Here is an 18,879-nt window from a genome sequence, read left to right as displayed (position 1 = left end):
TTACTCTTTCTCATTTAAAATTGTTATTGTAAAGATTGAACCATTTTCACTATTTTTATGGCTTAAAGTACCTTCTAAACTCTTTTCTACAATCATTTTTGACATAAACAATCCAAGTCCAGTGCCTTGTGATTTATGTTTTGTTGTAAAGTAGGGCTCAAAGATAGAATCTTGATTTTCTTCTTTAATTCCACCTGCATTATCTTCAATCTCAAGTAAAAAATATTTTTTGTCTAAATCCTCTTTTAGAGTTATTAAAATATTTTTATCTTCTATATCATTTGTTATAAAAGCATCTTTTGCATTTTGAATTAGATTTATTATAACTTGTGATAATTCATTTGAAACACCTAAAACTTTGTAGTTTGTAGGAACATCAACCTTGATTTTTATATTTTCTTGTTGAATTAGTTTTTTTAAAATAGTTAAAGCTTCATTGATACTATCTTTTATCTCAAAACTTTTTTTCTCTTTTCTTGGATTAAAAAAGTTCATAAAATCTTCAATAGTTGTTGACATACTTGAAATTAGATTTTTACTCTCTTTATATAACTCTTCAACTTTTTTTTCATCTTTTTTTAAAGAGGATTTTTTCATATTAAACAAAGTAAGATTTAACTCAGTTAGAGGTTGTCTCCATTGATGGGCAATATTTCCTATCATTTGTCCTAAACTCGCCATTCTTGATTGCCAGAAAAGAAGTTTTTGTTTTTCATCATTTTTAGCTATCTCTTCTTGAACTCTTTTTTCTAAAGTTTTATTTAGCTCTTTTAATTGTTTAGTTTGTTCTTTTACTTTTAATTCTAGATTTTGATTTAACTCTTCAAGCTCTTTTTCTTTTTGCTCTAAACTTTTTTTGAGCTCAACCTCAAAAGTTACATCATATCTTATAGCAATAAATTCAATAATATTTTCAAATTCATCTAAAATAGGAGTTATTGTAGTATTTAAGTAGACAGTTTTTCCATCTTTTGTAAGATTTTTTACAGTTGCTTTATATGGCTTTTTATCTAAAATAGTTTTCCATAAAAGTTCAAAACTTGAAGCTTGTACCTCTGGATGTCTTACGATGTTATGGTTTTGACCTATTAATTCATCATAAGAGTATCCAGAGATTTTGCAAAACTCATCATTTACAAAAGTGATAATTCCATTTATATCAGTTTTTGATACAATATTTGAATTTTCAATTGCTTCTTGATAAGTTGTGCTCATTTTTAGTTGTTTCTTAAAATTTCGCAAACCTCTTTTGCATGGTAAGAGATGATTATATTTGCACCCGCTCTTTTAAATGCAATCATTGTTTCCATCATAACTCTTTCATAGTCGATTAATCCAGCAATTCCTGCATGTTTAAGCATTGCATATTCACCACTTACATTATACACACATAAAGGAAGATTAGTTTGGTTTCTTATGTCTCTAACAATATCTAAAAATGCAAGTGCTGGTTTTACCATCAAAATATCTGCACCTTCTTTTTCATCTTCAAGTGATTCTTCAATTGCTTCAAGTCTATTAGCAGGATTCATTTGATAAGTTCTTCTATCACCAAAACTTGGAGTTGATTCAGCAACATCTCTAAATGGTCCATAATAACCACTTGCAAATTTTGTTGAATATGCCATGATTGGAAGATTTTTAAATCCATTTTCATCAAGTGCATTTCTTAAAGTTGTAATAATTCCATCCATCATTCCAGATGGTGCAATCATATCAGCTCCAGCTTTAGCGTGAACTACTGCTTGTTGAGCAGAGATTTCTAATGTTTTATCATTATCAACACTTCCAGTTTTTGGGTCTAAAATACCACAATGTCCATGGTCTGTATATTCACAAAAACATAAATCAGTTACGATAAACATTTGAGGGAATTTTGCTTTAATTGCTTTAATAGTTCTTGCAATTATACTTTCACCACATAAACATTCACTTCCAACTGAATCTTTAGTATCTGGAATACCAAAAAGAATAATTGATTTTAAATTTATACTTACTAAATACTCACACTCTTTTAAAATTTCATCAATACTCATTTGATAAACACCAGGCATTGATGCAACTTCAGTTTTTATATTTTGACCTTCTCTTACAAATAATGGATAGATGAAATCATCAGGTGTTAAAACTGTTTCTTGTACTAAATTTCTTAGTGTTTCATTAATTCTTAATCTTCTAAATCGTTTAAACATTCTATTTACCTCTTTTGGTTATAATCTTCGGATTTTAACAGTTTAAGGTTTAAATACAAATGAATATTGAAAAGTCAAATATTGCTAAATTACCAACAAAACATGGAAATTTTAAAATAAAAGCATATAAAGATGATATTCAAGAACATTTAGCCATTATGAGTGAAGATTTTGAAAAAATTGAAATTCCATATGTGAGAATTCACTCAGAATGTTTAACAGGAGATGCTCTTGGAAGCCTAAAATGCGACTGTCAAGCACAGTTGAATTTAGCATTAGATTTTATAGCTAAAAATGGTGGTTTAGTGATTTATCACAAACAAGAAGGTAGAAATATTGGTCTATTTAACAAAGTAAATGCTTATTCTTTACAAGACCAAGGAAGAAATACAATAGAAGCTAATTTGGAATTAGGTTTTAAAGAAGATGAAAGAGATTATTCTATTATTGGATATATTTTAGAAGATTTAGGTGTTAAAAAATTAAAATTGATTACAAATAATCCTAAAAAAATAAGTTATATTGAAAGCTTAGGAATAGAAATAGTTGAAAGAATTCCTGCAATAATTGAAGCAAATAAATACAATGAAGAGTATTTAGCTACAAAAAAAGAGAAAATGGGGCATTTACTTTAATGTTGAAAGAATTACTTGAATCAAATAATTTAAAATTTGATGAAAAATTTTATAGTGATTGTGAAGTTTTTACAAAACTTTTACAGCAATGGGGAAGTGTTCATAATCTAAGCGGAAGATTAACAAAAGAGGATATAAATGAAAATATTTTAGATTCTTTATATCCTTTAACTTTTATAGATAAATATGAAAGTTTTGCAGATATTGGAACAGGTGCAGGTTATCCTGGACTTATACTTGCTATTGCTTTAAGAGATGTAAAATCTTATTTAATCGAGCCAAGAATAAAAAGAGTGTCTTTTTTGAACTTTGTAAAAGCTAGTTTAAAACTTGATAATTTAACTGTTTTATGTAATAGAGTAGAAGAGGTTAAAGATTTAAAAGTTGATTTGATAACTTCAAGAGCTGTAACAAATACTTCTTTACTTTTGGATATTACAAAAAATATCAAAAAAGAGAATAGTTCATACCTTTTTTACAAAGGTAGTATGCTAGAAGTTGAGATTGAAAATGCTAAAGTAAATAATTATAAAATAGTAAATAGAAAAGATAGAAACTATTTATATATAAAAGGTTAATAATGGTTTTAAAAGTTATATTAGTAATTGCAGTAGCCTTTTTAGTTTATGTTTTTTTATTTAAAAAAACTAGAGAAAAAGAGATAAATAAAAAAGACGAAATGATTACAGATGATATGGTAGAGTGCCCAACTTGTAAAACATATGTTTCTAAAAAAGAAGCAATTGTAAGTAATGGTAAATTTTATTGCTCAAATGAGTGTTTATTAAATAAATAGGTTACTAAAATGATTATAATTGGAGATGATTTAATTCCATTTGAAGAATTGAATTTAATAAATTCTATAGAAGATATAAAAAATACAAAAGCAAATTCAGCTTTGTTATTTTTTTATAATGAAGAGTTATTAAAATATTGTTTTAAAAATGAATTATCAAGTGCAGTTGTCGTAAAAAGTATAAAAGAGGCTATTTATTGCAATAGTTTAAATGCAAAATATATAATATGTGAAAAAAAGTTAGCTAAAAAACTACAAAAAATAGCAGATAACTATATGTATGATTCTAAGATTTTAGCGATTATTAAATCAAATGATGAGTTAGAAAACATTGCAAAAAATGAAATTGATGGAGTTATATATAAAGATTTGATTTTATAATCATGAAAATATTTATATTAATATTTACTTTATATTTCCATTCATTCGCATGTAGTGGAGATTGTATGTCTTGTCATGCAACTTTAAAAAACTCAATCAATGAAGAACACCATAAAATTTTAACCTCTTGTATAGCTTGTCATACAAAAACGCCAACTACAATGGTTGAATGTGGTGGAGATTGTTTTGCTTGTCATTCTCAAAATAAATTAATACAATCAAATAGAATGGAACATCAAAATTTGGCATCGTGTAAAAAATGTCATATAAATAAAGAAGATATTTTTAAAACGCCAGGTATGAATGAAGGCTCAACATTGGCTGATTTACTAAAGAATAAGTAATTATTAGTTAGAATATTAGCCTTTTATTAGATATAAATTAGGAAAACTGTGAAAGATATATTAGACACAATAATACTTATTATGTTTGTTATTATGGTTGCTTTGTTTATCATAAATTTTAATAGACAACAAATCAAAAAACATACAGATAAAATTGAAGAAAACGAAAAAATCAATAACTCTAAGAAGGAAAACGTAGATGAATAAACCATTATTAATTGAGATTGGTGTTGAAGAATTACCAGCAATTCCGTTTTTAAACGAATTACCAAATATTGAAAAAAAATGGAGTGATATATTAGAAAAAAATAGATTATTATGTGATTTTGACTTTTTTTATACACCAAGAAGATTAGTATTATGGCATAGAGAATTTCAAGTTAAACAAGAAGATTCAACTGTTGAACAATATGGAGCTCCTATTAAAATAGCTTATAAAGATGGAGTTCCAACAGGAGCTGCTATTAGTTTTGCTACAAAATGTGGAGTTGATGTGTCTGCTTTAGATAAAATTGATTTAGGTAAAGGAGAAGTTCTTTATTTTAAACAAGAAGTAGTTGGTAGTGAATCAAAAACTTTATTAAATGAAATGGTAAATGAATTTGTTGCTTCTTTAAACTTTGGAAAATCTATGAGATGGGCAAGTAGAACAGATAGTTTTATTAGACCAATTAGAAGTTTATCTATTCTTTTAGGGGAAGAAATAGTTGATGCTGAACTTTTTGGAGTTAAGTCTTCTAATTTCTCATTTGCACATAGAATGGTTTCTTATGAACCATTTACTTACTCTTTTGCAGGGGATTATTTCTGTAAACTTGATAAAAATGGAGTTATTTTATATCCAGATGAAAGAAGAAAAATCATCTTAGAACAGATGAAAAATATTGAACAAAGACACAATGTAAAAATTGAAATTGATACTGAATTACTTGAAGAAGTTGTTGCAATTACAGAATATCCAACAGCTTTAATAGGTAAATTTGATATTGAGTTTTTAGAATTACCAGAAGAAGTAATTGTAACATCGATGAAAGAAAATCAAAGATATTTTGCAGTTTATAAAGATGGAAAATTATCAAATAATTTTATTGTTGTATCAAATGCAAAAACAGATGATTTTGGATATATTATTGCTGGAAATGAAAAAGTTTTAAGACCAAGACTAGCTGATGCTATGTTTTTTTATAAAAATGATATTAGAAATGGTTTGTCAAATGAAGGTCTTAAAAAACTTGTGTTTGTTGAAGGTCTTGGTTCTATGTATGACAAATGTGAAAGAGAAGCAAAAATTGCATCATATTTAGCAGAAATTTTAGATGTAAAAGAAAAAGAGTTAGTTCAAAGAGCAGTTATGCTTTCTAAAGCTGACTTAATGTCTGAGATGGTTTATGAATTTACAGAACTTCAAGGTCTTATGGGATATTACTATGCAAAAATTGCAAATGAAAATGACTTACTTTCACTTGCTTTAAAAGAGCAATATTTACCAACTGGTGAAGATTCTGAACTTCCTTCAAATGTATTTTCATCAATTGTTGCTTTATCAAATAAATTAGATAATTTAATGGCTTTATTTAGTGTTGGAAAAATTCCAACAGGTTCTAAAGATCCATTTGGTCTTAGACGTGCAGCAGCTGGAATTGTAAAAATTGCAATTGAGCATAAACTTCCTATTGATTTATCAAAAATCATTGATGAATTATCAACAAGTTATAAAAATTTAGATAAAAAAGTTTTAATAGAGTTCTTTAATGAAAGATTATTTAAAATATTTGAAGTTAATCCAACTGTTTTAAAAGCAGTTCTTGCTGGTGGTGAAACAGATATTTACAAAATTTCTCAAAAAATTTGTGCTTTAAATCCAATCGTTCAAAGTGACAATTTCAAAGAGTATGTTGCTACATTTAAAAGGGTTGCAAATATTATTAAAGATATTGATGTTAATAGTAAACTTGTAATTGATGAAGATTTATTTGAAAACAATGAAGAAAAAGAGTTATATACTAAATTCCATGAAGCTCAATTTAAAAAATATGCAACTTTTGATGAAGAATTAGAAGCTTTATTTGCTTTAAAACCACAACTTGATAATTTCTTTGATAATGTTTTTGTAAATCATGAAGATGTAAAAATTAAAACAAATAGAAAAAATTTAATTGGTCTTGTGTATCAAGGATTTAGAAAAATTGCTGATATTAAAGAAATTACAATATAAATTAAAAAGTACTTTTTTAGGTACTTTTTAATCTCTAATTTAATCCCCAAATTTCAGAAATAAGTTTATAAGACTTTATTCTATCTTCTGGATTATAAATCCATGAATTTATCATTATTTCATTTGCATTTGTTCTCTTTATAAGTTTTTCAAGTCCATTTTTAACAATTTCAGGTGTTCCCCAAATAGATTCTCTTATCTTATTTTTTATAGTTCTTTCTTCCCAAGGTTCCCACAAACTACTCATATCTTTTGTTGGTTTTGGTAATAATCTATTATCACCTCTTTGAATATATAAAAATTTTTGAAGTTCAGTTGTTGCTAGAAATTCTGCTTCTTCTAAAGTATTTGCACAAATTGCATTTATGCAAACTATTATATAAGGCTCTTTTAATTGTTTTGAAGGTTTGAAATTTAAGCGATAAATTTTTATTGCTTCTTCCATTAAATCAGGTGCAAAATGTGAAGCAAAAGCAAAAGGCAATCCCTTTTGTGCAGCTAATTGAGCACTAAATGTGCTAGATCCAAGCAAGCAAATAGGAATATCTAATCCAAATCCAGGAACAGCTTTTATACTATCTTTATTTTGATAATCTGATAAATAAAATTGTAATTCATCTAGCATAATTGGAAAATCTGAACCATCATTATAAATATCTTTTCTTAATACTAACATTGTTTTTCTATCAGTTCCAGGAGCTCTTCCTAAGCCCAAATCTATTCTATTTGGATATAAAGATTCTAAAGTTCCAAATTGTTCAGCAATAACTAAAGGAGCATGATTTGGTAACATAATTCCACCTGAACCAATCCTAATTTTTTTAGTATTTGCTCCAATATAACTAAGTATTACAGATGTTGCTGCACTTGCAATTCCATTCATATTGTGATGTTCAGCAATCCAATAACGATTAAATTTGAATTCTTCAACAGCTTGAGCCAATTTAGTGCTATTTTTTATAGCTTCATTTATTGTAAAATCTTCACCGATTGGAACTAAATCTAATACAGATAATGGTATTTGTTTTTCTATCATCTTTTTCTCCATCTTCAGTTTTTTGTTTGATTCTATAGGAAATTTTAACTTATACATTCTTAAAGTAATATTACTTTACTTTTTGTAAGTAAGAGGAGGAAATTATTTTATTGATAAAAAAATTGCTATTTTATAAAATATTTGGAGATAAAACTCCAAATATTTATATAAATTAATACTCGCGCATATTAATCTATCTATAATTAAACTTATAATGATTTCTTATATTGTGAGAAAAAAAATTAGAATTATGGAGCTGGTGAAGGGAGTCGAACCCCCGACCTGCTGATTACAAATCAGCTGCTCTAGCCAACTGAGCTACACCAGCGTAAAAAAGTATGATTTACTTTAAAATGGTGTCAAGAGAGAGACTTGAACTCTCGACCTCCGGCTTATGAGAGCATACGCCATTGGGACAACACTTTTAAAGAAATCTTTAAAGTAGGACTTTTGAAACAATTTTCAAAAATTCGTGTGGAATTATAGCAAGTAAAACTTAAAAAAAACTATAACAAACTATAACACATCAAAAAATTCACAAATTCTTTTTATTTTAATGAATAAATCTATTTTTTCGCTTTTAAAATAAGGATATTTAACATTAGTATCTATATTTTTATATATCTATCTTATTATCAAATATTTATATTAAGTAAAATAAAACTTGTTAAGGTATGAATTGAAGAATATTATTGTAAATGGATAAATATAACTTATAATAGAAAAAAATGTGATTAGTTGAATTAAATTTTTTTAATTTAACTAAGAACGATAACATTGTAAATGTTATCTAACTTCCTTTAATATCCTTAATTTAAAAACGAAATTCCTCTTATTAAAAATTTCATCTACAAATTTCAAAACTTTCTCTAAAAAGTTTGTTTAAAAGCGAATTGAACTAAAACTTTAACTTAAAATCTATTTGTATCTTAATCAAAAAAAGGATTTAAAAATGGATTTACTAAATACTATAAAAGTTGAATATTCTCAACATAAAAAGTTTCTATATAAAAAACTTACTACTTATACAATGATAAGTATAAAAAATAAAGTGAAAGAAAACAAAATCATCAAAGATAATTTCAAATTAAAAATTGATGAATTAGTTAAAATTGAAAACCCAACTTTAAAACAAAAACAAACTATTAGAAACTATGCTTATATGTATAAAAATACTAAAGTAGATTGGATAGCTTTAGAACTTGCACTAATTAATAAAATGGCTTTACAATTAAATAATGAGATATATTTACTATATGTTGAAAAAATGAAAAAATCATTTGATGATTTTGAATTTAGTTTATATGATGAAAATTTAGTAAGTAATGATTTACTAAAAAAATACATTTCAAAGATTTTGAAATGGTGCAAAAAAAATTACAATAGAATGAGCCAAATAAAAAAAGTTGAAAAGGCTTATAATCAAAAATACTACCAAGACCATAAAGAGCAAAAAGGTATAAAATCAAGAGAGGAAGTTAATAAAATAAATGGTGCAAAAAGACATCAAGATTCAAAAACTTTGGTTTTAAAGTATGCTTTAGATTTAGTTGCACAAAATGAAAAAATTACTATCAAAACTATAAAAAACATTTTAGAACAAAATAATGAAAAATTAGGAAATACACAAATTTCAATCTACTTAAAAGAACTAAAAAATGAAGGATTGATTAATGAGTAATTTTGTACAAGTAAATGTAATAAGCCATTCAAAAAATAGTTTAGGCTCTTGTTATGAACACAATGTTGAAAGAAAAAAAGATGGGGAAGATTTACCCCATTTACTTGATGAAAGTAATTGTTTAGGAAATGAAACTATTACTTTTGCATATAGTATTGTAAGTAGTGGAACTTATGAAGAAAATTTAAAGAATTACTATTCAAAACAAAGTAAATCTAATAATTATAAAGATTTAAAAGATAGCTTTGATTTTTTAGAAAATCTAAGATTGGAACAATTACAAAATGAAAATAGAAAAGATTATCAAACAAAACACCTAATTGAATTTGAAGTAGGTTTAAGCGAAGAAAAGGCAAAAGAGTACATAAGTAGTGGAATTGATATAAATGAGGGTTTTAAGCAATATATGAATGATTTAAAAGCTAAGTTTGGAATGAATACATTACAAATTTCTATCCATAAAGATGAAGGCTATATTGATAAAGATAATATTCTTCACCACAATATCCATGCACATTTCATTGTTCACAATTATAACTTTGAACAAAAGAAAGCAATCCTTTCTAATTTTAGAAAAAAGGATTATAGACAATTACAAACCTTAGCACAAAAATCTTTTAATAGTGTTGGATTAGATTTTAGAAGAGGATTATCAAAATTCCAAACAAAACTAAAACATCAAAAAAGAAATGATTTTATTTTAAATAAACAAAATCAAGAATTGAAGATTTTACAAAAGGATCTGCTACAAAAAAATCAAGAAATTAAAGATTTATATACTTTGCTAAATTCACAAAAAAATCAACTAAAAGAACTAAGATTGCAATTTGAAAAGGATAGTAATATTTATAAAATGTTATCTCTAAACATCAAAAATCTTACAAGTGAAGAACAAAGTAAAAGAGAAGAATTTAGACAATTAGATTCTAAAATCAAAGAACTAAAAAATCAAGTTCAAAAAGAAGAAGAAATTATTCAAGATGATTTAGAATATGCAAATGAAATAAAATCTTATTTCAAAACCTATCTAAAAGAAAACACTTCAAAATCTAAGGATAATAAATATTACATCAATAATATAAATGATTTTTATAAATCCCTAATTGATAATTTTTATAATGTATCAAATCTTGATCTGAAATTAGAAAAACTTGAAAAGTTAAAAAATGAAAATTCTATTTTAAAATCACATTTGGAAAAATCAAAATTGGATAACCAATCTTTAAATGAACATTTAAAAAAGTTGGATTTGCTAAATCTAAAAATTAAAGATTTAATTGATAAAAAAGATATATTGGAAGAAGAAAACTATACTCTAAAATCCTATTTGAAAGATAAAAATCTTGAGAAAGATTATCAAATATATACAAGAAATTTAAATTTACAAAATACTTATGAGATTGAAAGATAGTTAAAAAGGATTAACACATTTTAAAATAGTAAACCTAATTAAGTTATCTTTTAAAGTTGTGGGTTTGTCGAACTTTGGGTTTTTAGGGTGTAACCCTAAACCTACAACTTAATTTATTAAGTTAGCCATTTATGGCGAAGTGGGCCTAAGACAACCCACCACTAAAAAAATAACGACTTAAAAATTTGTTTGAAAAATGAATTAAATAAAATATTGAACTTTATTTTTGAAAGCGAAAGAAAGCGAAACTATCAATACATCTTTAATTTTATTTTACTTATTATAATTTATAACTAATTATATGAACTATTTTATTGTATGACAAAAATATTTTTGAATATGAAAAAAAGTGAACTAAATCAATTATCTAACTTAAAATAGATTCTATATAAAAACAATTTTTTATATACAAATATTTATAAATAAGGATTAAAAAATGGATAGTAGATTAACACTTGATAGGATTGAATATTGTTGTAAAAGCAACAACAAAACAATGATTTATATTAAAAAAGATTTTTTAAATGAAGCTTTACAAAAAGCTACATTAAAACAAATTTTATTACATTTAGCAAATGTAATATTTGATAGTTCAAATCAAGACTTCTTCAAAAAACAAAGAATTTTGGCTTTAATAAACCTAGTAAAAAGTATAAGAGAAAATATTGAAAATAAAAATGATATATACTCTTTAAATCTAATTATTAGAAATCTTGAAGCCTATAAGAAAAATCAAAAATTAGGTGAAAATTATGTTTTAAATGAAGATATAGAAATTGTTATATCTACCCTTATTACATTAGCTTTTTCAAATGGTTTTAATAAAATCTTAAAATCGTTATATATCAAGTAAAAAGGATAGATAAATGATTTTACTTATTATAGAGTTATTACAAAAGTTTGATTATAAAGTTGATGAAACTAATATCAAGAAATTTTTAAAAGCTTTGCAAAAAATAGAAGAACATCAACATCAATTATTTTTAGAAGATTTAGAAAAAACTTTACAATTTTTTGAGGATAAAAAAAGATTACAGGAACAAGATTTTTTAAACTCTTTGAGAGAAAAAGAAAGTGATATATAATATCAATCCATGTAAACATCTAATAATACTTAGTAAACAACTAAGTGCTATTAGATTACAAAAGGACTATTTAATTCAATGTGATAAAAATAATGCTCTTGTTGATGAACTATCAAAGGAAATTAAAGCTTTGGTTATTGTTCAAAATGAACTAAAAAATGATAGAGAAAAATTTATCAAAAAAGATAAATTTCTTTCTTCTTATCTTATTGAAAAAATCGATCTGAAATTGGAACTATTGGAAAATCAAAAATCTATCTTTAGAAAAAATATGAATTTGGTTGATTTTGAGTTGAAGTTTTAATCAAATTTATTAAAAAATTATTCTTCAAGATATTGATAATAAACTTTTATATCACTCCAAATTTTTCCTATTTTTAATATATCTTCAAATTCTAAATTATTATGGTCATATAAACAATGAAACCACCAACAATGATATTCATTTTTCATTGGGTGATTTTTTCTACCAAAAAATTCATTATGATTTTCACTCCATCTCCAAATATGTTGGTCATTATTTAGAGATATGTTTTTCAAATATTCTTCAATACTTGAAAAAACATTTTCCTCATCTTCTTTAAGATAAAATGAAATAGTAAGTTCAATTTCATAATCAAATAAAAAATCATTTTTATTTGATATTCTTTTTAAAAGTTCTTTATCAAGTTTAATTGCTTCACTTAAAAGTTTATCTTGTAATTTTTTAAGTCTATTATTTACTATTTGAAGTTCATTTAACATATTAAGATTTATTTTTTTTGATAAATTAAATTGAAAAATATTTTATCTATATCTCTAACAACAACATTTGCTAAATGTATATTAGATTCTTTATTAAATTTATTCAAATCATCTAAAAAACCATTAGCATAAAAATCAATTAATACTTCTTCACTACTTGAAATACAATTTAATAATAAAGTTTTTACATTTTGAAACTCTTCAAAATTTATCTCTTCTACTATTTGTTCAAAAATTTCACCCTCTTCTTCAAAATATGAAAAAAAACTCTCTTTTGAACACATTTCTTGATTTTCCATAATTTTATATATTAAACTATTTTCTAAATAACTATTTCTATCTTTATGAGAAACTACATTTTCTAATAGATTTTTAATACAACTATCAAGTTTATTTTCCATTTTGTTTTACCTTTAGTTTAATTCTTTAACAATGATATCCATATAGCTTTTTATTTCATTAAAAATATTTTCAACAATTTCATCTAATTTATTATTATCAAAAATATCATAAGTTGGTTCTTCATAATCTTTACAAAAATTTAATTTAAGATTTGAATTTATCCAACTATAATTTCTTGATTTAGTAGTAGGCTTAAATCCAATTTTTTGAGCTAAAATATTTATATCTTTAGAACTATCATCAAATTCCATTTGATATCCAAAATCATCATTAAAATAAGAACAAATTTTAAAATAATAATCATCTTTATTAAAATACATATTCTTTATCTTTGCATTTATAATGTAATTTAATTTATTGTCTTTTATATCTTCATCATAAAATGAAACTATCCAACCTTTTGTATCTAAGTTATAACTTTTAGAATACTCATTTAATTTTTTTTCTAATTTTTCCCAAAATAAAACTTCTCTTTTAGCCCAAGCATAAGCTAAACCTTTTGACATTTTCGTCGCTGCTTCCGCCATTTTTGGAGTATCTATAATTTCGATTATTTCCATTTGTATTTCCTGTGTTGTTTGATTTGTAATATTTAATATTAGATTTCTATATTGAATAAGACTCTCTCTTATTATTGGTAAATTCGCACTTTTTTCTATGGATTTTTCTATAAAATTTAATATATTAGATTGAAAAGAAATTCTTTCATATTTAATTTCTTTTGCACTTTTTTCATCGGAATTTCTACCATCTAAAGTTAAATAATAGATTTCAGGAAACTTTTTATTTTGCTTTTTTGCATATTCAAAATAATCACTTAATTGTTTATCTTGATCTGTTGCATCAATTTTCATTTCAATAGCAACATAATAATCATCATTTTCAATAGTAAAATCTATCCTTCTATTTGCATCTATTAAAGTTTCTCTACCAACTTTTACATTTACAAAATCAAAATCTTCAATTTTTAAAACTTCATATACAAATACTCTTAAATATTTATCATCTTGATAATGTGTACCTTTTGGATTTATAAGTTCATATAAAAAAGATGAATGAGTTTTAACTTCCAATCTTTCCATTTTTAAAATAGAAAAAATATTAAACTTATCTCCTCTATGTTTTTGTAATTCTTCAATTATTTCTATTTTTCCATATAACTTTATTAAAGCATTTTCTAGTTTTCTAAAATCTATATTTTTATAATTCATTCCACTATTTCCTTCTTTATTTATAAAATCTTATCATATGTAAATGACCAACTTGTGTCAATCAAAAAAATTTTATTTTCTTAAATATTTTATTTAATAATCTATAAACACTAATAATCCACTTAATAATTTTGTATTAAATGGATTACCATAATCCATTGTAACACTATTTTTTCCTTGACTATGTCCAACAAAAGATTGATAATGTTCTATTTTGCAATCATTTTGTTTTAAAGTATCTAAGAAGGAATGTCTTAAACAATAAAAAGTTTTTTCATCGTTTATTTGATTTTTATAAGTTTTTCTAAAATATGTACTAAAATCCTTATTTGATATATTAAATAATTTATCATCTTTTAAATTCACAAAATCTAAAAATCCCAATTCTAACAATTTATTATGAATAGGTATTATTCTTGCACTTTTCTTAGTTTTAGTTGTTTTATCTTCATTTGTATTTATATCAATACAAAGTATATCACCAATTTTAATAATATCTTTTTTTTGTAATTGTGTTATTTCCTTTAATCTCATTCCTTGATAAGTAGCTATATATGTAATAAATTGATTTTCTAAAGTGTCATTTTTAATAAGTTGTTTAATTAGCTCAATTTCTTCATTAGTATAAGGTACTCTTTTATTTAGGTTCTCATCAAATTTTGGAATAATAAAATCATCATTTGTTATATATTTTAGCTTATGCATATATTTGAAGTATTGATTGATTCTGATAATATATTTATTAATTGTACTATTTTCCAATTTTTCATAATCATCATTATTTTCGAGAATAAAATCTAAATCTTTATTTTTAAAAAAATTGTAAATTGTTAATTTATTTGGTATTTCTAACAATATATCTCTAAAATCTATTAAATCATCAAAACTTATATCAACCAAATCTTTATCTTTAAAATACAAATTTAAAATATTAAAAGCTCTATCTACTAATTGAGTTGTATCCAAAGTCCATTTATCTATTTTTGATTGATATTTTTTAAACTTTTCAAATGTTGATTCAATAGTTCTATGTATTTTTTTTGTTTCTATTTCAGCAACAACTTTTTTAAATATTGGTTTTGCTTTGTTGTAATAACCTTTGTTTATATTATCATTTATATTTTTTAAATGATTTATTTTGCTATTTAGTAGTATTTTACCTATTTCGTGAATTTCTTCATTATTTGGCTTGTAATTAAGCTTATTTGCAATAAGTTTAATTTCTTCTTTTTCAAAAATATTATCATGATAATTTTTTTGAAGTTGTTCGATAGTATCTTCTAAACATAATGCAAACAATGTGTCTTCTGGATTTGGTGTGTTGTATAAATCTCTCTCCGTAATTTCTAATTGGGTGTTGTGAAATTCTTCAACTAATTTATTAATAAGATGAATATCAAAAGACATAAAATAAACCTCTTTAATTGCGTTAAATTTATTATTTAATAGTTTAGCACATTTTAAAGCTAAAACTCTTGATTTAGTGCTTAATGTTCGTATATATAAGGATTTATTTTTAAAAAAGATTTTTAATGATTTTGGGATTGATTTGCGATAGTAAAAAGTATTATTTCTTAGATAAATATTTTTCATTCTTCAAACTTTTATTAAAATTTGAACAATTGAAAACTATAACAAAGTATAACATCACTGGAAAATTTATATTTGTTAATAAGTAAGAAAAGCCTACAAAATGGCTTTAAAATGGTGTCAAGAGAGGGACTCGAACCCTCGACCTCCGGCTTATGAGACCAGCGCTCTAGCCAGCTGAGCTACCTTGACATAAGACATCATTCTAAAATAAATTTTTAAAGTTGTATGAAAAAAGGAAGTAAATTTATAAAATAAAATATAAATTTTAATGCCTTAAAACAATGTTTGGAATTATATTGAATACTAACTTTAAAGATACTTAAAAATAGTAAAAATTTTACTGTTTTATAAATCTATTATGAAATTTATCCTTTGATGGTAGATTTATGTCTTCTGGAATAAAAGTTATTTTTGTTGTAAAAGGTTGATTTCTAAAAGTAGGAAATTTTTTTCTTGTTTGTTCATCTAAAAATTTTTCTAATTTATCATTAAAACCCTCAATATCAGAAGTATTTAATATTGAATAGGAAAAATATCCATCTTCATCAATTGTAATATTTACATCAATTGATAATTTATAGTTTATATTAAGTTGAGATAATTGATCTGATATGAGCTTATTATAAATTCTTTGATCATTTATATTAATATTTTCTTCTCTTGCATATAAATTACTAACTACATATATACATATTATGATTAATAAAACTTTTTTCATTACTTAATGCATCCTTTTAATTTTTTAATTATAACTAATTATATACCATAAATAAAAATTTTAAGTTTAATTAAAAAGAAAGAAAGAATTTTTGATTGGTTGCGGAAATAGGATTTGAACCTATGACCTTCGGGTTATGAGTACTACAAGCGGTTAACCTTAAAGAATTAAAGAAACAACAAAAAATACAACTTTCATTCAATTAAATCCCTTTTTAGCCTATATTAAGGCTTTTTTATTCTGTATATTTTATACAAGGAAACAACAAAATATTTATTTAATTTTACTCTTATAAAAAATATTTTATAATTTTGTTGTATTTTTGTTGTATTTTATAAAAAAGGTTTAATTATGAGTTTTGTTCCTCTTGGTGGAAAATATAGTGGTGTATATGTAAAATCTTTACAGAATGGTGATGAGAGTTATGCCATAGCGTTTAGAGATGAAAAAAGTAAATCAGTAAGAAAAACTATTGGTAGAAAATCTACTGGTATGACAAAAAGTAAAGCTGTTGCTATATTAAACGATACAAAAATTAGAATAAGAAAATCAGAGGAAAGTGAGATAGAAGTATCTTCTAAAACTCTTAATGAATTAGCAGATAAATATTTTGAAGATAAAGGATTAAGCAAAAAATCTATTCAAAAAGAAATTAGCCGTTATGATAAACATATAAAAATACAAGAATGGGCTAAAAATGAAACAAGAAAAATAACAAAAAAGCAACTTAATAAACTGGTATATGAACTAATTGAAAAAGAATATGCCCCAGCAAGTATTCAAAAAATTTTTGCTTTATGTAGAGCAATAATAAATTATTGTTTAAAAAATAGATATTATTTTGGAAGAAATGAGTTCTCACATTTAGAATTACCAAAATATGATAATAAAAGAACGCGATTTTTAACCCAAACAGAAATAGGAAAACTTATTTCAAGATTAGAACTTGAAGGACATTCTAATTCTTTACTTTTAACAATATTAGCTTTAAATACAGGAGCAAGAAAAGAAACTCTTTTAAATATAAAATATAGAGATATAAATTTTAAAACTGGCGAAGTTAAATTATATGATTTTAAATATGACGAATATTATCAAGGATTAATAGCTGATACAGAAGTATTAAAAAGATTAACTGAATTAAGTTCTTCTTATGATGAAAATGATTATATCTTATATAGTGAAAATTCAAAGAAAAAACTTCAAGAAGTTCCACGACTTTTAAAAAGAGTGTTAGATGAACTTTTTAACTTCAATCTTGAACCACTTGATTTAGATAGAGTATATTTTCATACATTTAGACATACTTTTGCTTCTTTATTAGTTCAAAAAGGCATTAGTATCTATTTAGTAAAAAAATTACTAAATCACCATACTATACAATCAACAATGCGTTATGCTAAATTTGCCCCTGATAATGGGCTTAATGAAGTAAAAGAGTTATGGAACCACCAAGAAAATAGGAATAAATCAATCAGTTATATAGAAATAACTAAAAATAAACATATTCTAAATAATGATAATGAATAATTTAAGATTTTTTTATTATTACTTAATTAAATCTTCAAGAGGAACATTTAAAGATTTAGAAATTTTATATAAATGTTCTAAATTAAAATGTTTATCATATTTATTATTTTCACAGTTTGAATAAAAAGCGATAGATTTTATACCAATATCAAGAGCTAATTTTTCTTGGGAAAATCCTTTTTCTATTCTATGATTTTTCACATTATTTGAAACTACTTTATAAAAATTATCAATCTCTTCTTTTGTGCTATTACTAAAATCTATTTCCATTATTACATTTATCCTATGGGGTTAAAATAAATATAAACCTTATTAAGATAGAATACATAAGTCTTTATCCTATGGGATAAAATTATTTTTAAGGAAGCAAATGAAAAAATTGGCATTAGTTGCTTTTAGTGTTTCAACATTATTATTAAGTAATGTATCTGCGAAAGAAACATTAACAGATATTCATTTAGTAGGTATAAGTTCAACAGCAGCAAATATTGATTCAAAAGAAATTGGAATTGGATATGGTGTTTCTTTATATCTTGATAATAGTATTTTTTGGGGAGTATCTTTTGATTTCTCTGGTGGAAAACTTGATAATTCTGAAATAAAAATTGATAATAAATCAACAAATAAGAATGATAACATTTATACAGCAGGTGCTGATTTTAAATTAGGTTATGCGTTATTTGATAATAAATTAGCATTATATGGTATTGGTTCAGGTATTTATCAAAGTATTGGAGGAATTGACGGAGCAGGATTAGGATATGGAGCAGGAGTTGATTATAGAATAACAAATAATATTGCTTTAAATTTGGAATATAAAACTTATTCAATGACTTCAAATTATGGTGATTATGATTATGACAGAGTTTCTTCTGGCATAAAATACAATTTTAAATAAAGGAAAA

Annotated in this window: 23 protein-coding genes, 2 tRNA genes and 1 pseudogene; 14 read left to right on the top strand and 12 right to left on the bottom strand. The window is 24.0% G+C overall.

Annotated features, from left to right (window positions below; all coding sequences use genetic code 11):
* Together ADFLV_RS08140 and hemB are read right to left on the bottom strand one after the other, a co-directional pair.
* Positions 1–1,215: a PAS domain-containing sensor histidine kinase gene (locus tag ADFLV_RS08140; RefSeq protein ID WP_129010714.1), complete on the bottom strand. Its 1,215-nt coding sequence runs from the start codon at positions 1,213–1,215 to the stop codon at positions 1–3.
* A 2-nt stretch (positions 1,216–1,217) separates the two neighbouring features.
* Positions 1,218–2,192 carry a porphobilinogen synthase gene (gene hemB / locus ADFLV_RS08135; protein ID WP_014474275.1) on the bottom strand — a complete coding sequence of 325 codons (975 nt, stop codon included), beginning with the start codon at positions 2,190–2,192 and terminating at the stop codon, positions 1,218–1,220.
* Positions 2,193–2,251: 59 nt separating this feature from the next.
* On the opposite strand from hemB, the gene ribA reads away from it, so the two are divergent.
* Genes ribA through glyS form a run of 7 tightly spaced genes read left to right on the top strand, consistent with a single transcriptional unit; the run spans position 2,252 to position 6,563 of the window.
* Positions 2,252–2,827 (top strand): GTP cyclohydrolase II, encoded by a 576-nt coding sequence (gene ribA / locus ADFLV_RS08130; protein ID WP_129010716.1) that lies wholly within the window; start codon positions 2,252–2,254, stop codon positions 2,825–2,827.
* Positions 2,827–3,405: a 16S rRNA (guanine(527)-N(7))-methyltransferase RsmG gene (gene rsmG / locus ADFLV_RS08125; RefSeq protein ID WP_129010718.1), complete on the top strand. Its 579-nt coding sequence runs from the start codon at positions 2,827–2,829 to the stop codon at positions 3,403–3,405. The genes ribA and rsmG overlap by 1 nt, the downstream gene beginning before the upstream one ends.
* 2 nt (positions 3,406–3,407) lie before the next feature.
* Positions 3,408–3,623 (top strand): PP0621 family protein, encoded by a 216-nt coding sequence (locus ADFLV_RS08120; protein WP_129010720.1) that lies wholly within the window; start codon positions 3,408–3,410, stop codon positions 3,621–3,623.
* A 9-nt stretch (positions 3,624–3,632) separates the two neighbouring features.
* On the top strand, positions 3,633–4,004 hold the full coding sequence (locus ADFLV_RS08115; protein WP_129010722.1) for a hypothetical protein: 372 nt from the start codon (positions 3,633–3,635) through the stop codon (positions 4,002–4,004).
* Between the two features lie 2 nt (positions 4,005–4,006).
* Positions 4,007–4,348 (top strand): hypothetical protein, encoded by a 342-nt coding sequence (locus ADFLV_RS08110; RefSeq protein WP_129010724.1) that lies wholly within the window; start codon positions 4,007–4,009, stop codon positions 4,346–4,348.
* 48 nt (positions 4,349–4,396) lie between these two features.
* Positions 4,397–4,555 carry a hypothetical protein gene (locus ADFLV_RS08105; protein WP_014474269.1) on the top strand — a complete coding sequence of 53 codons (159 nt, stop codon included), beginning with the start codon at positions 4,397–4,399 and terminating at the stop codon, positions 4,553–4,555.
* On the top strand, positions 4,548–6,563 hold the full coding sequence (gene glyS / locus ADFLV_RS08100; protein ID WP_129010726.1) for a glycine--tRNA ligase subunit beta: 2,016 nt from the start codon (positions 4,548–4,550) through the stop codon (positions 6,561–6,563). The genes ADFLV_RS08105 and glyS overlap by 8 nt, the downstream gene beginning before the upstream one ends.
* Positions 6,564–6,597: 34 nt before the next feature.
* Here the strand turns inward: glyS and ADFLV_RS08095 are convergent, their stop codons facing one another.
* Together ADFLV_RS08095 and ADFLV_RS08090 are read right to left on the bottom strand one after the other, a co-directional pair.
* Positions 6,598–7,599, bottom strand: a complete 1,002-nt coding sequence (locus tag ADFLV_RS08095; protein ID WP_129010728.1) for an LLM class flavin-dependent oxidoreductase — start codon at positions 7,597–7,599, stop codon at positions 6,598–6,600.
* A 251-nt stretch (positions 7,600–7,850) separates the two neighbouring features.
* Positions 7,851–7,927, bottom strand: a tRNA-Thr gene (locus ADFLV_RS08090).
* A 624-nt stretch (positions 7,928–8,551) separates the two neighbouring features.
* Here ADFLV_RS08090 and ADFLV_RS08085 point away from each other — a divergent pair.
* The 5 genes from ADFLV_RS08085 to ADFLV_RS08065 all read left to right on the top strand — a co-directional run bounded on the left by ADFLV_RS08085 (position 8,552) and on the right by ADFLV_RS08065 (position 12,080).
* Entirely contained in the window at positions 8,552–9,280 is a 729-nt protein-coding gene (locus ADFLV_RS08085) for a hypothetical protein (RefSeq protein ID WP_129010730.1), read from the top strand.
* Positions 9,273–10,691, top strand: a complete 1,419-nt coding sequence (locus ADFLV_RS08080; RefSeq protein ID WP_129010732.1) for a transcriptional regulator — start codon at positions 9,273–9,275, stop codon at positions 10,689–10,691. The genes ADFLV_RS08085 and ADFLV_RS08080 overlap by 8 nt, the downstream gene beginning before the upstream one ends.
* A gap of 436 nt (positions 10,692–11,127) precedes the next feature.
* Positions 11,128–11,544, top strand: coding sequence for a hypothetical protein (locus ADFLV_RS08075; protein ID WP_129010734.1), 417 nt, complete (start codon positions 11,128–11,130; stop codon positions 11,542–11,544).
* A 13-nt stretch (positions 11,545–11,557) separates the two neighbouring features.
* Positions 11,558–11,776, top strand: a complete 219-nt coding sequence (locus tag ADFLV_RS08070) for a hypothetical protein (protein WP_129010736.1) — start codon at positions 11,558–11,560, stop codon at positions 11,774–11,776.
* Positions 11,766–12,080, top strand: coding sequence for a hypothetical protein (locus tag ADFLV_RS08065; protein WP_129010738.1), 315 nt, complete (start codon positions 11,766–11,768; stop codon positions 12,078–12,080). Before ADFLV_RS08070 ends, ADFLV_RS08065 begins: the two co-directional genes overlap by 11 nt.
* Before the next feature lie 17 nt (positions 12,081–12,097).
* Here the strand turns inward: ADFLV_RS08065 and ADFLV_RS08060 are convergent, their stop codons facing one another.
* From ADFLV_RS08060 to ADFLV_RS08035, 7 genes and pseudogenes are all read right to left on the bottom strand, one after another.
* A complete protein-coding gene (locus tag ADFLV_RS08060; RefSeq protein ID WP_129010740.1) occupies positions 12,098–12,520 on the bottom strand; it encodes a hypothetical protein in 423 nt (140 codons plus the stop codon).
* A gap of 8 nt (positions 12,521–12,528) precedes the next feature.
* Entirely contained in the window at positions 12,529–12,921 is a 393-nt protein-coding gene (locus ADFLV_RS08055) for a hypothetical protein (RefSeq protein WP_129010742.1), read from the bottom strand.
* Positions 12,922–12,933: 12 nt separating this feature from the next.
* Positions 12,934–14,133 (bottom strand): PDDEXK-like family protein, encoded by a 1,200-nt coding sequence (locus ADFLV_RS08050; protein ID WP_129010744.1) that lies wholly within the window; start codon positions 14,131–14,133, stop codon positions 12,934–12,936.
* 93 nt (positions 14,134–14,226) lie between these two features.
* On the bottom strand, positions 14,227–15,540 hold the full coding sequence (locus ADFLV_RS08045; RefSeq protein ID WP_164968488.1) for a tyrosine-type recombinase/integrase: 1,314 nt from the start codon (positions 15,538–15,540) through the stop codon (positions 14,227–14,229).
* A 33-nt stretch (positions 15,541–15,573) separates the two neighbouring features.
* A pseudogene (locus ADFLV_RS15290) lies at positions 15,574–15,726 on the bottom strand (DUF6538 domain-containing protein); the annotation flags it as partial.
* Positions 15,727–15,838: 112 nt separating this feature from the next.
* Positions 15,839–15,915, bottom strand: a tRNA-Met gene (locus tag ADFLV_RS08040).
* A 148-nt stretch (positions 15,916–16,063) separates the two neighbouring features.
* A complete protein-coding gene (locus ADFLV_RS08035; RefSeq protein ID WP_014474266.1) occupies positions 16,064–16,444 on the bottom strand; it encodes a TonB C-terminal domain-containing protein in 381 nt (126 codons plus the stop codon).
* Positions 16,445–16,795: 351 nt separating this feature from the next.
* On the opposite strand from ADFLV_RS08035, the gene ADFLV_RS08030 reads away from it, so the two are divergent.
* Complete coding sequence (locus tag ADFLV_RS08030; protein ID WP_129010748.1) at positions 16,796–17,974, top strand: tyrosine-type recombinase/integrase; 1,179 nt, start codon at positions 16,796–16,798, stop codon at positions 17,972–17,974.
* 18 nt (positions 17,975–17,992) lie between these two features.
* On the opposite strand, the gene ADFLV_RS08025 is transcribed toward ADFLV_RS08030, so the two are convergent.
* Positions 17,993–18,244: a helix-turn-helix transcriptional regulator gene (locus ADFLV_RS08025; protein ID WP_129010750.1), complete on the bottom strand. Its 252-nt coding sequence runs from the start codon at positions 18,242–18,244 to the stop codon at positions 17,993–17,995.
* A 100-nt stretch (positions 18,245–18,344) separates the two neighbouring features.
* Here ADFLV_RS08025 and ADFLV_RS08020 point away from each other — a divergent pair, with 100 nt between their 5' ends.
* Positions 18,345–18,872, top strand: a complete 528-nt coding sequence (locus ADFLV_RS08020; protein ID WP_129010752.1) for an outer membrane beta-barrel protein — start codon at positions 18,345–18,347, stop codon at positions 18,870–18,872.
* The last annotated feature ends 7 nt before the right edge of the window (positions 18,873–18,879 follow it).

The organism is Arcobacter defluvii, assembly GCF_013201725.1.
Taxonomy (GTDB): Bacteria; Campylobacterota; Campylobacteria; order Campylobacterales; family Arcobacteraceae; genus Aliarcobacter; species Aliarcobacter defluvii.
The sequence above is the reverse complement of the archived record's forward strand: the minus strand, read 5'-3'. Positions and strand labels throughout refer to the sequence as shown.

Excerpts from the sequence above, each read along its gene's own strand:
- ADFLV_RS08095 (WP_129010728.1), bottom strand. The coding sequence starts at position 7,599 with ATGATAGAAAAACAAATACCATTATCTGTATTAGATTTAGTTCCAATC.
- ADFLV_RS08070 (WP_129010736.1), top strand. The coding sequence starts at position 11,558 with ATGATTTTACTTATTATAGAGTTATTACAAAAGTTTGATTATAAAGTT.
- glyS (WP_129010726.1), top strand. The coding sequence starts at position 4,548 with ATGAATAAACCATTATTAATTGAGATTGGTGTTGAAGAATTACCAGCA.
- hemB (WP_014474275.1), bottom strand. The coding sequence starts at position 2,192 with ATGTTTAAACGATTTAGAAGATTAAGAATTAATGAAACACTAAGAAAT.
- ADFLV_RS08055 (WP_129010742.1), bottom strand. The coding sequence starts at position 12,921 with ATGGAAAATAAACTTGATAGTTGTATTAAAAATCTATTAGAAAATGTA.
- ADFLV_RS08045 (WP_164968488.1), bottom strand. The coding sequence starts at position 15,540 with ATGTCTTTTGATATTCATCTTATTAATAAATTAGTTGAAGAATTTCAC.
- ADFLV_RS08020 (WP_129010752.1), top strand. The coding sequence starts at position 18,345 with ATGAAAAAATTGGCATTAGTTGCTTTTAGTGTTTCAACATTATTATTA.
- ADFLV_RS08085 (WP_129010730.1), top strand. The coding sequence starts at position 8,552 with ATGGATTTACTAAATACTATAAAAGTTGAATATTCTCAACATAAAAAG.
- rsmG (WP_129010718.1), top strand. The coding sequence starts at position 2,827 with ATGTTGAAAGAATTACTTGAATCAAATAATTTAAAATTTGATGAAAAA.
- ADFLV_RS08140 (WP_129010714.1), bottom strand. The coding sequence starts at position 1,215 with ATGAGCACAACTTATCAAGAAGCAATTGAAAATTCAAATATTGTATCA.
- ADFLV_RS08115 (WP_129010722.1), top strand. The coding sequence starts at position 3,633 with ATGATTATAATTGGAGATGATTTAATTCCATTTGAAGAATTGAATTTA.
- ADFLV_RS08030 (WP_129010748.1), top strand. The coding sequence starts at position 16,796 with ATGAGTTTTGTTCCTCTTGGTGGAAAATATAGTGGTGTATATGTAAAA.
- ADFLV_RS08120 (WP_129010720.1), top strand. The coding sequence starts at position 3,408 with ATGGTTTTAAAAGTTATATTAGTAATTGCAGTAGCCTTTTTAGTTTAT.
- ADFLV_RS08025 (WP_129010750.1), bottom strand. The coding sequence starts at position 18,244 with ATGGAAATAGATTTTAGTAATAGCACAAAAGAAGAGATTGATAATTTT.
- ADFLV_RS08060 (WP_129010740.1), bottom strand. The coding sequence starts at position 12,520 with ATGTTAAATGAACTTCAAATAGTAAATAATAGACTTAAAAAATTACAA.
- ADFLV_RS08035 (WP_014474266.1), bottom strand. The coding sequence starts at position 16,444 with ATGAAAAAAGTTTTATTAATCATAATATGTATATATGTAGTTAGTAAT.
- ADFLV_RS08075 (WP_129010734.1), top strand. The coding sequence starts at position 11,128 with ATGGATAGTAGATTAACACTTGATAGGATTGAATATTGTTGTAAAAGC.
- ADFLV_RS08050 (WP_129010744.1), bottom strand. The coding sequence starts at position 14,133 with ATGAATTATAAAAATATAGATTTTAGAAAACTAGAAAATGCTTTAATA.
- ADFLV_RS08080 (WP_129010732.1), top strand. The coding sequence starts at position 9,273 with ATGAGTAATTTTGTACAAGTAAATGTAATAAGCCATTCAAAAAATAGT.
- ADFLV_RS08110 (WP_129010724.1), top strand. The coding sequence starts at position 4,007 with ATGAAAATATTTATATTAATATTTACTTTATATTTCCATTCATTCGCA.
- ribA (WP_129010716.1), top strand. The coding sequence starts at position 2,252 with ATGAATATTGAAAAGTCAAATATTGCTAAATTACCAACAAAACATGGA.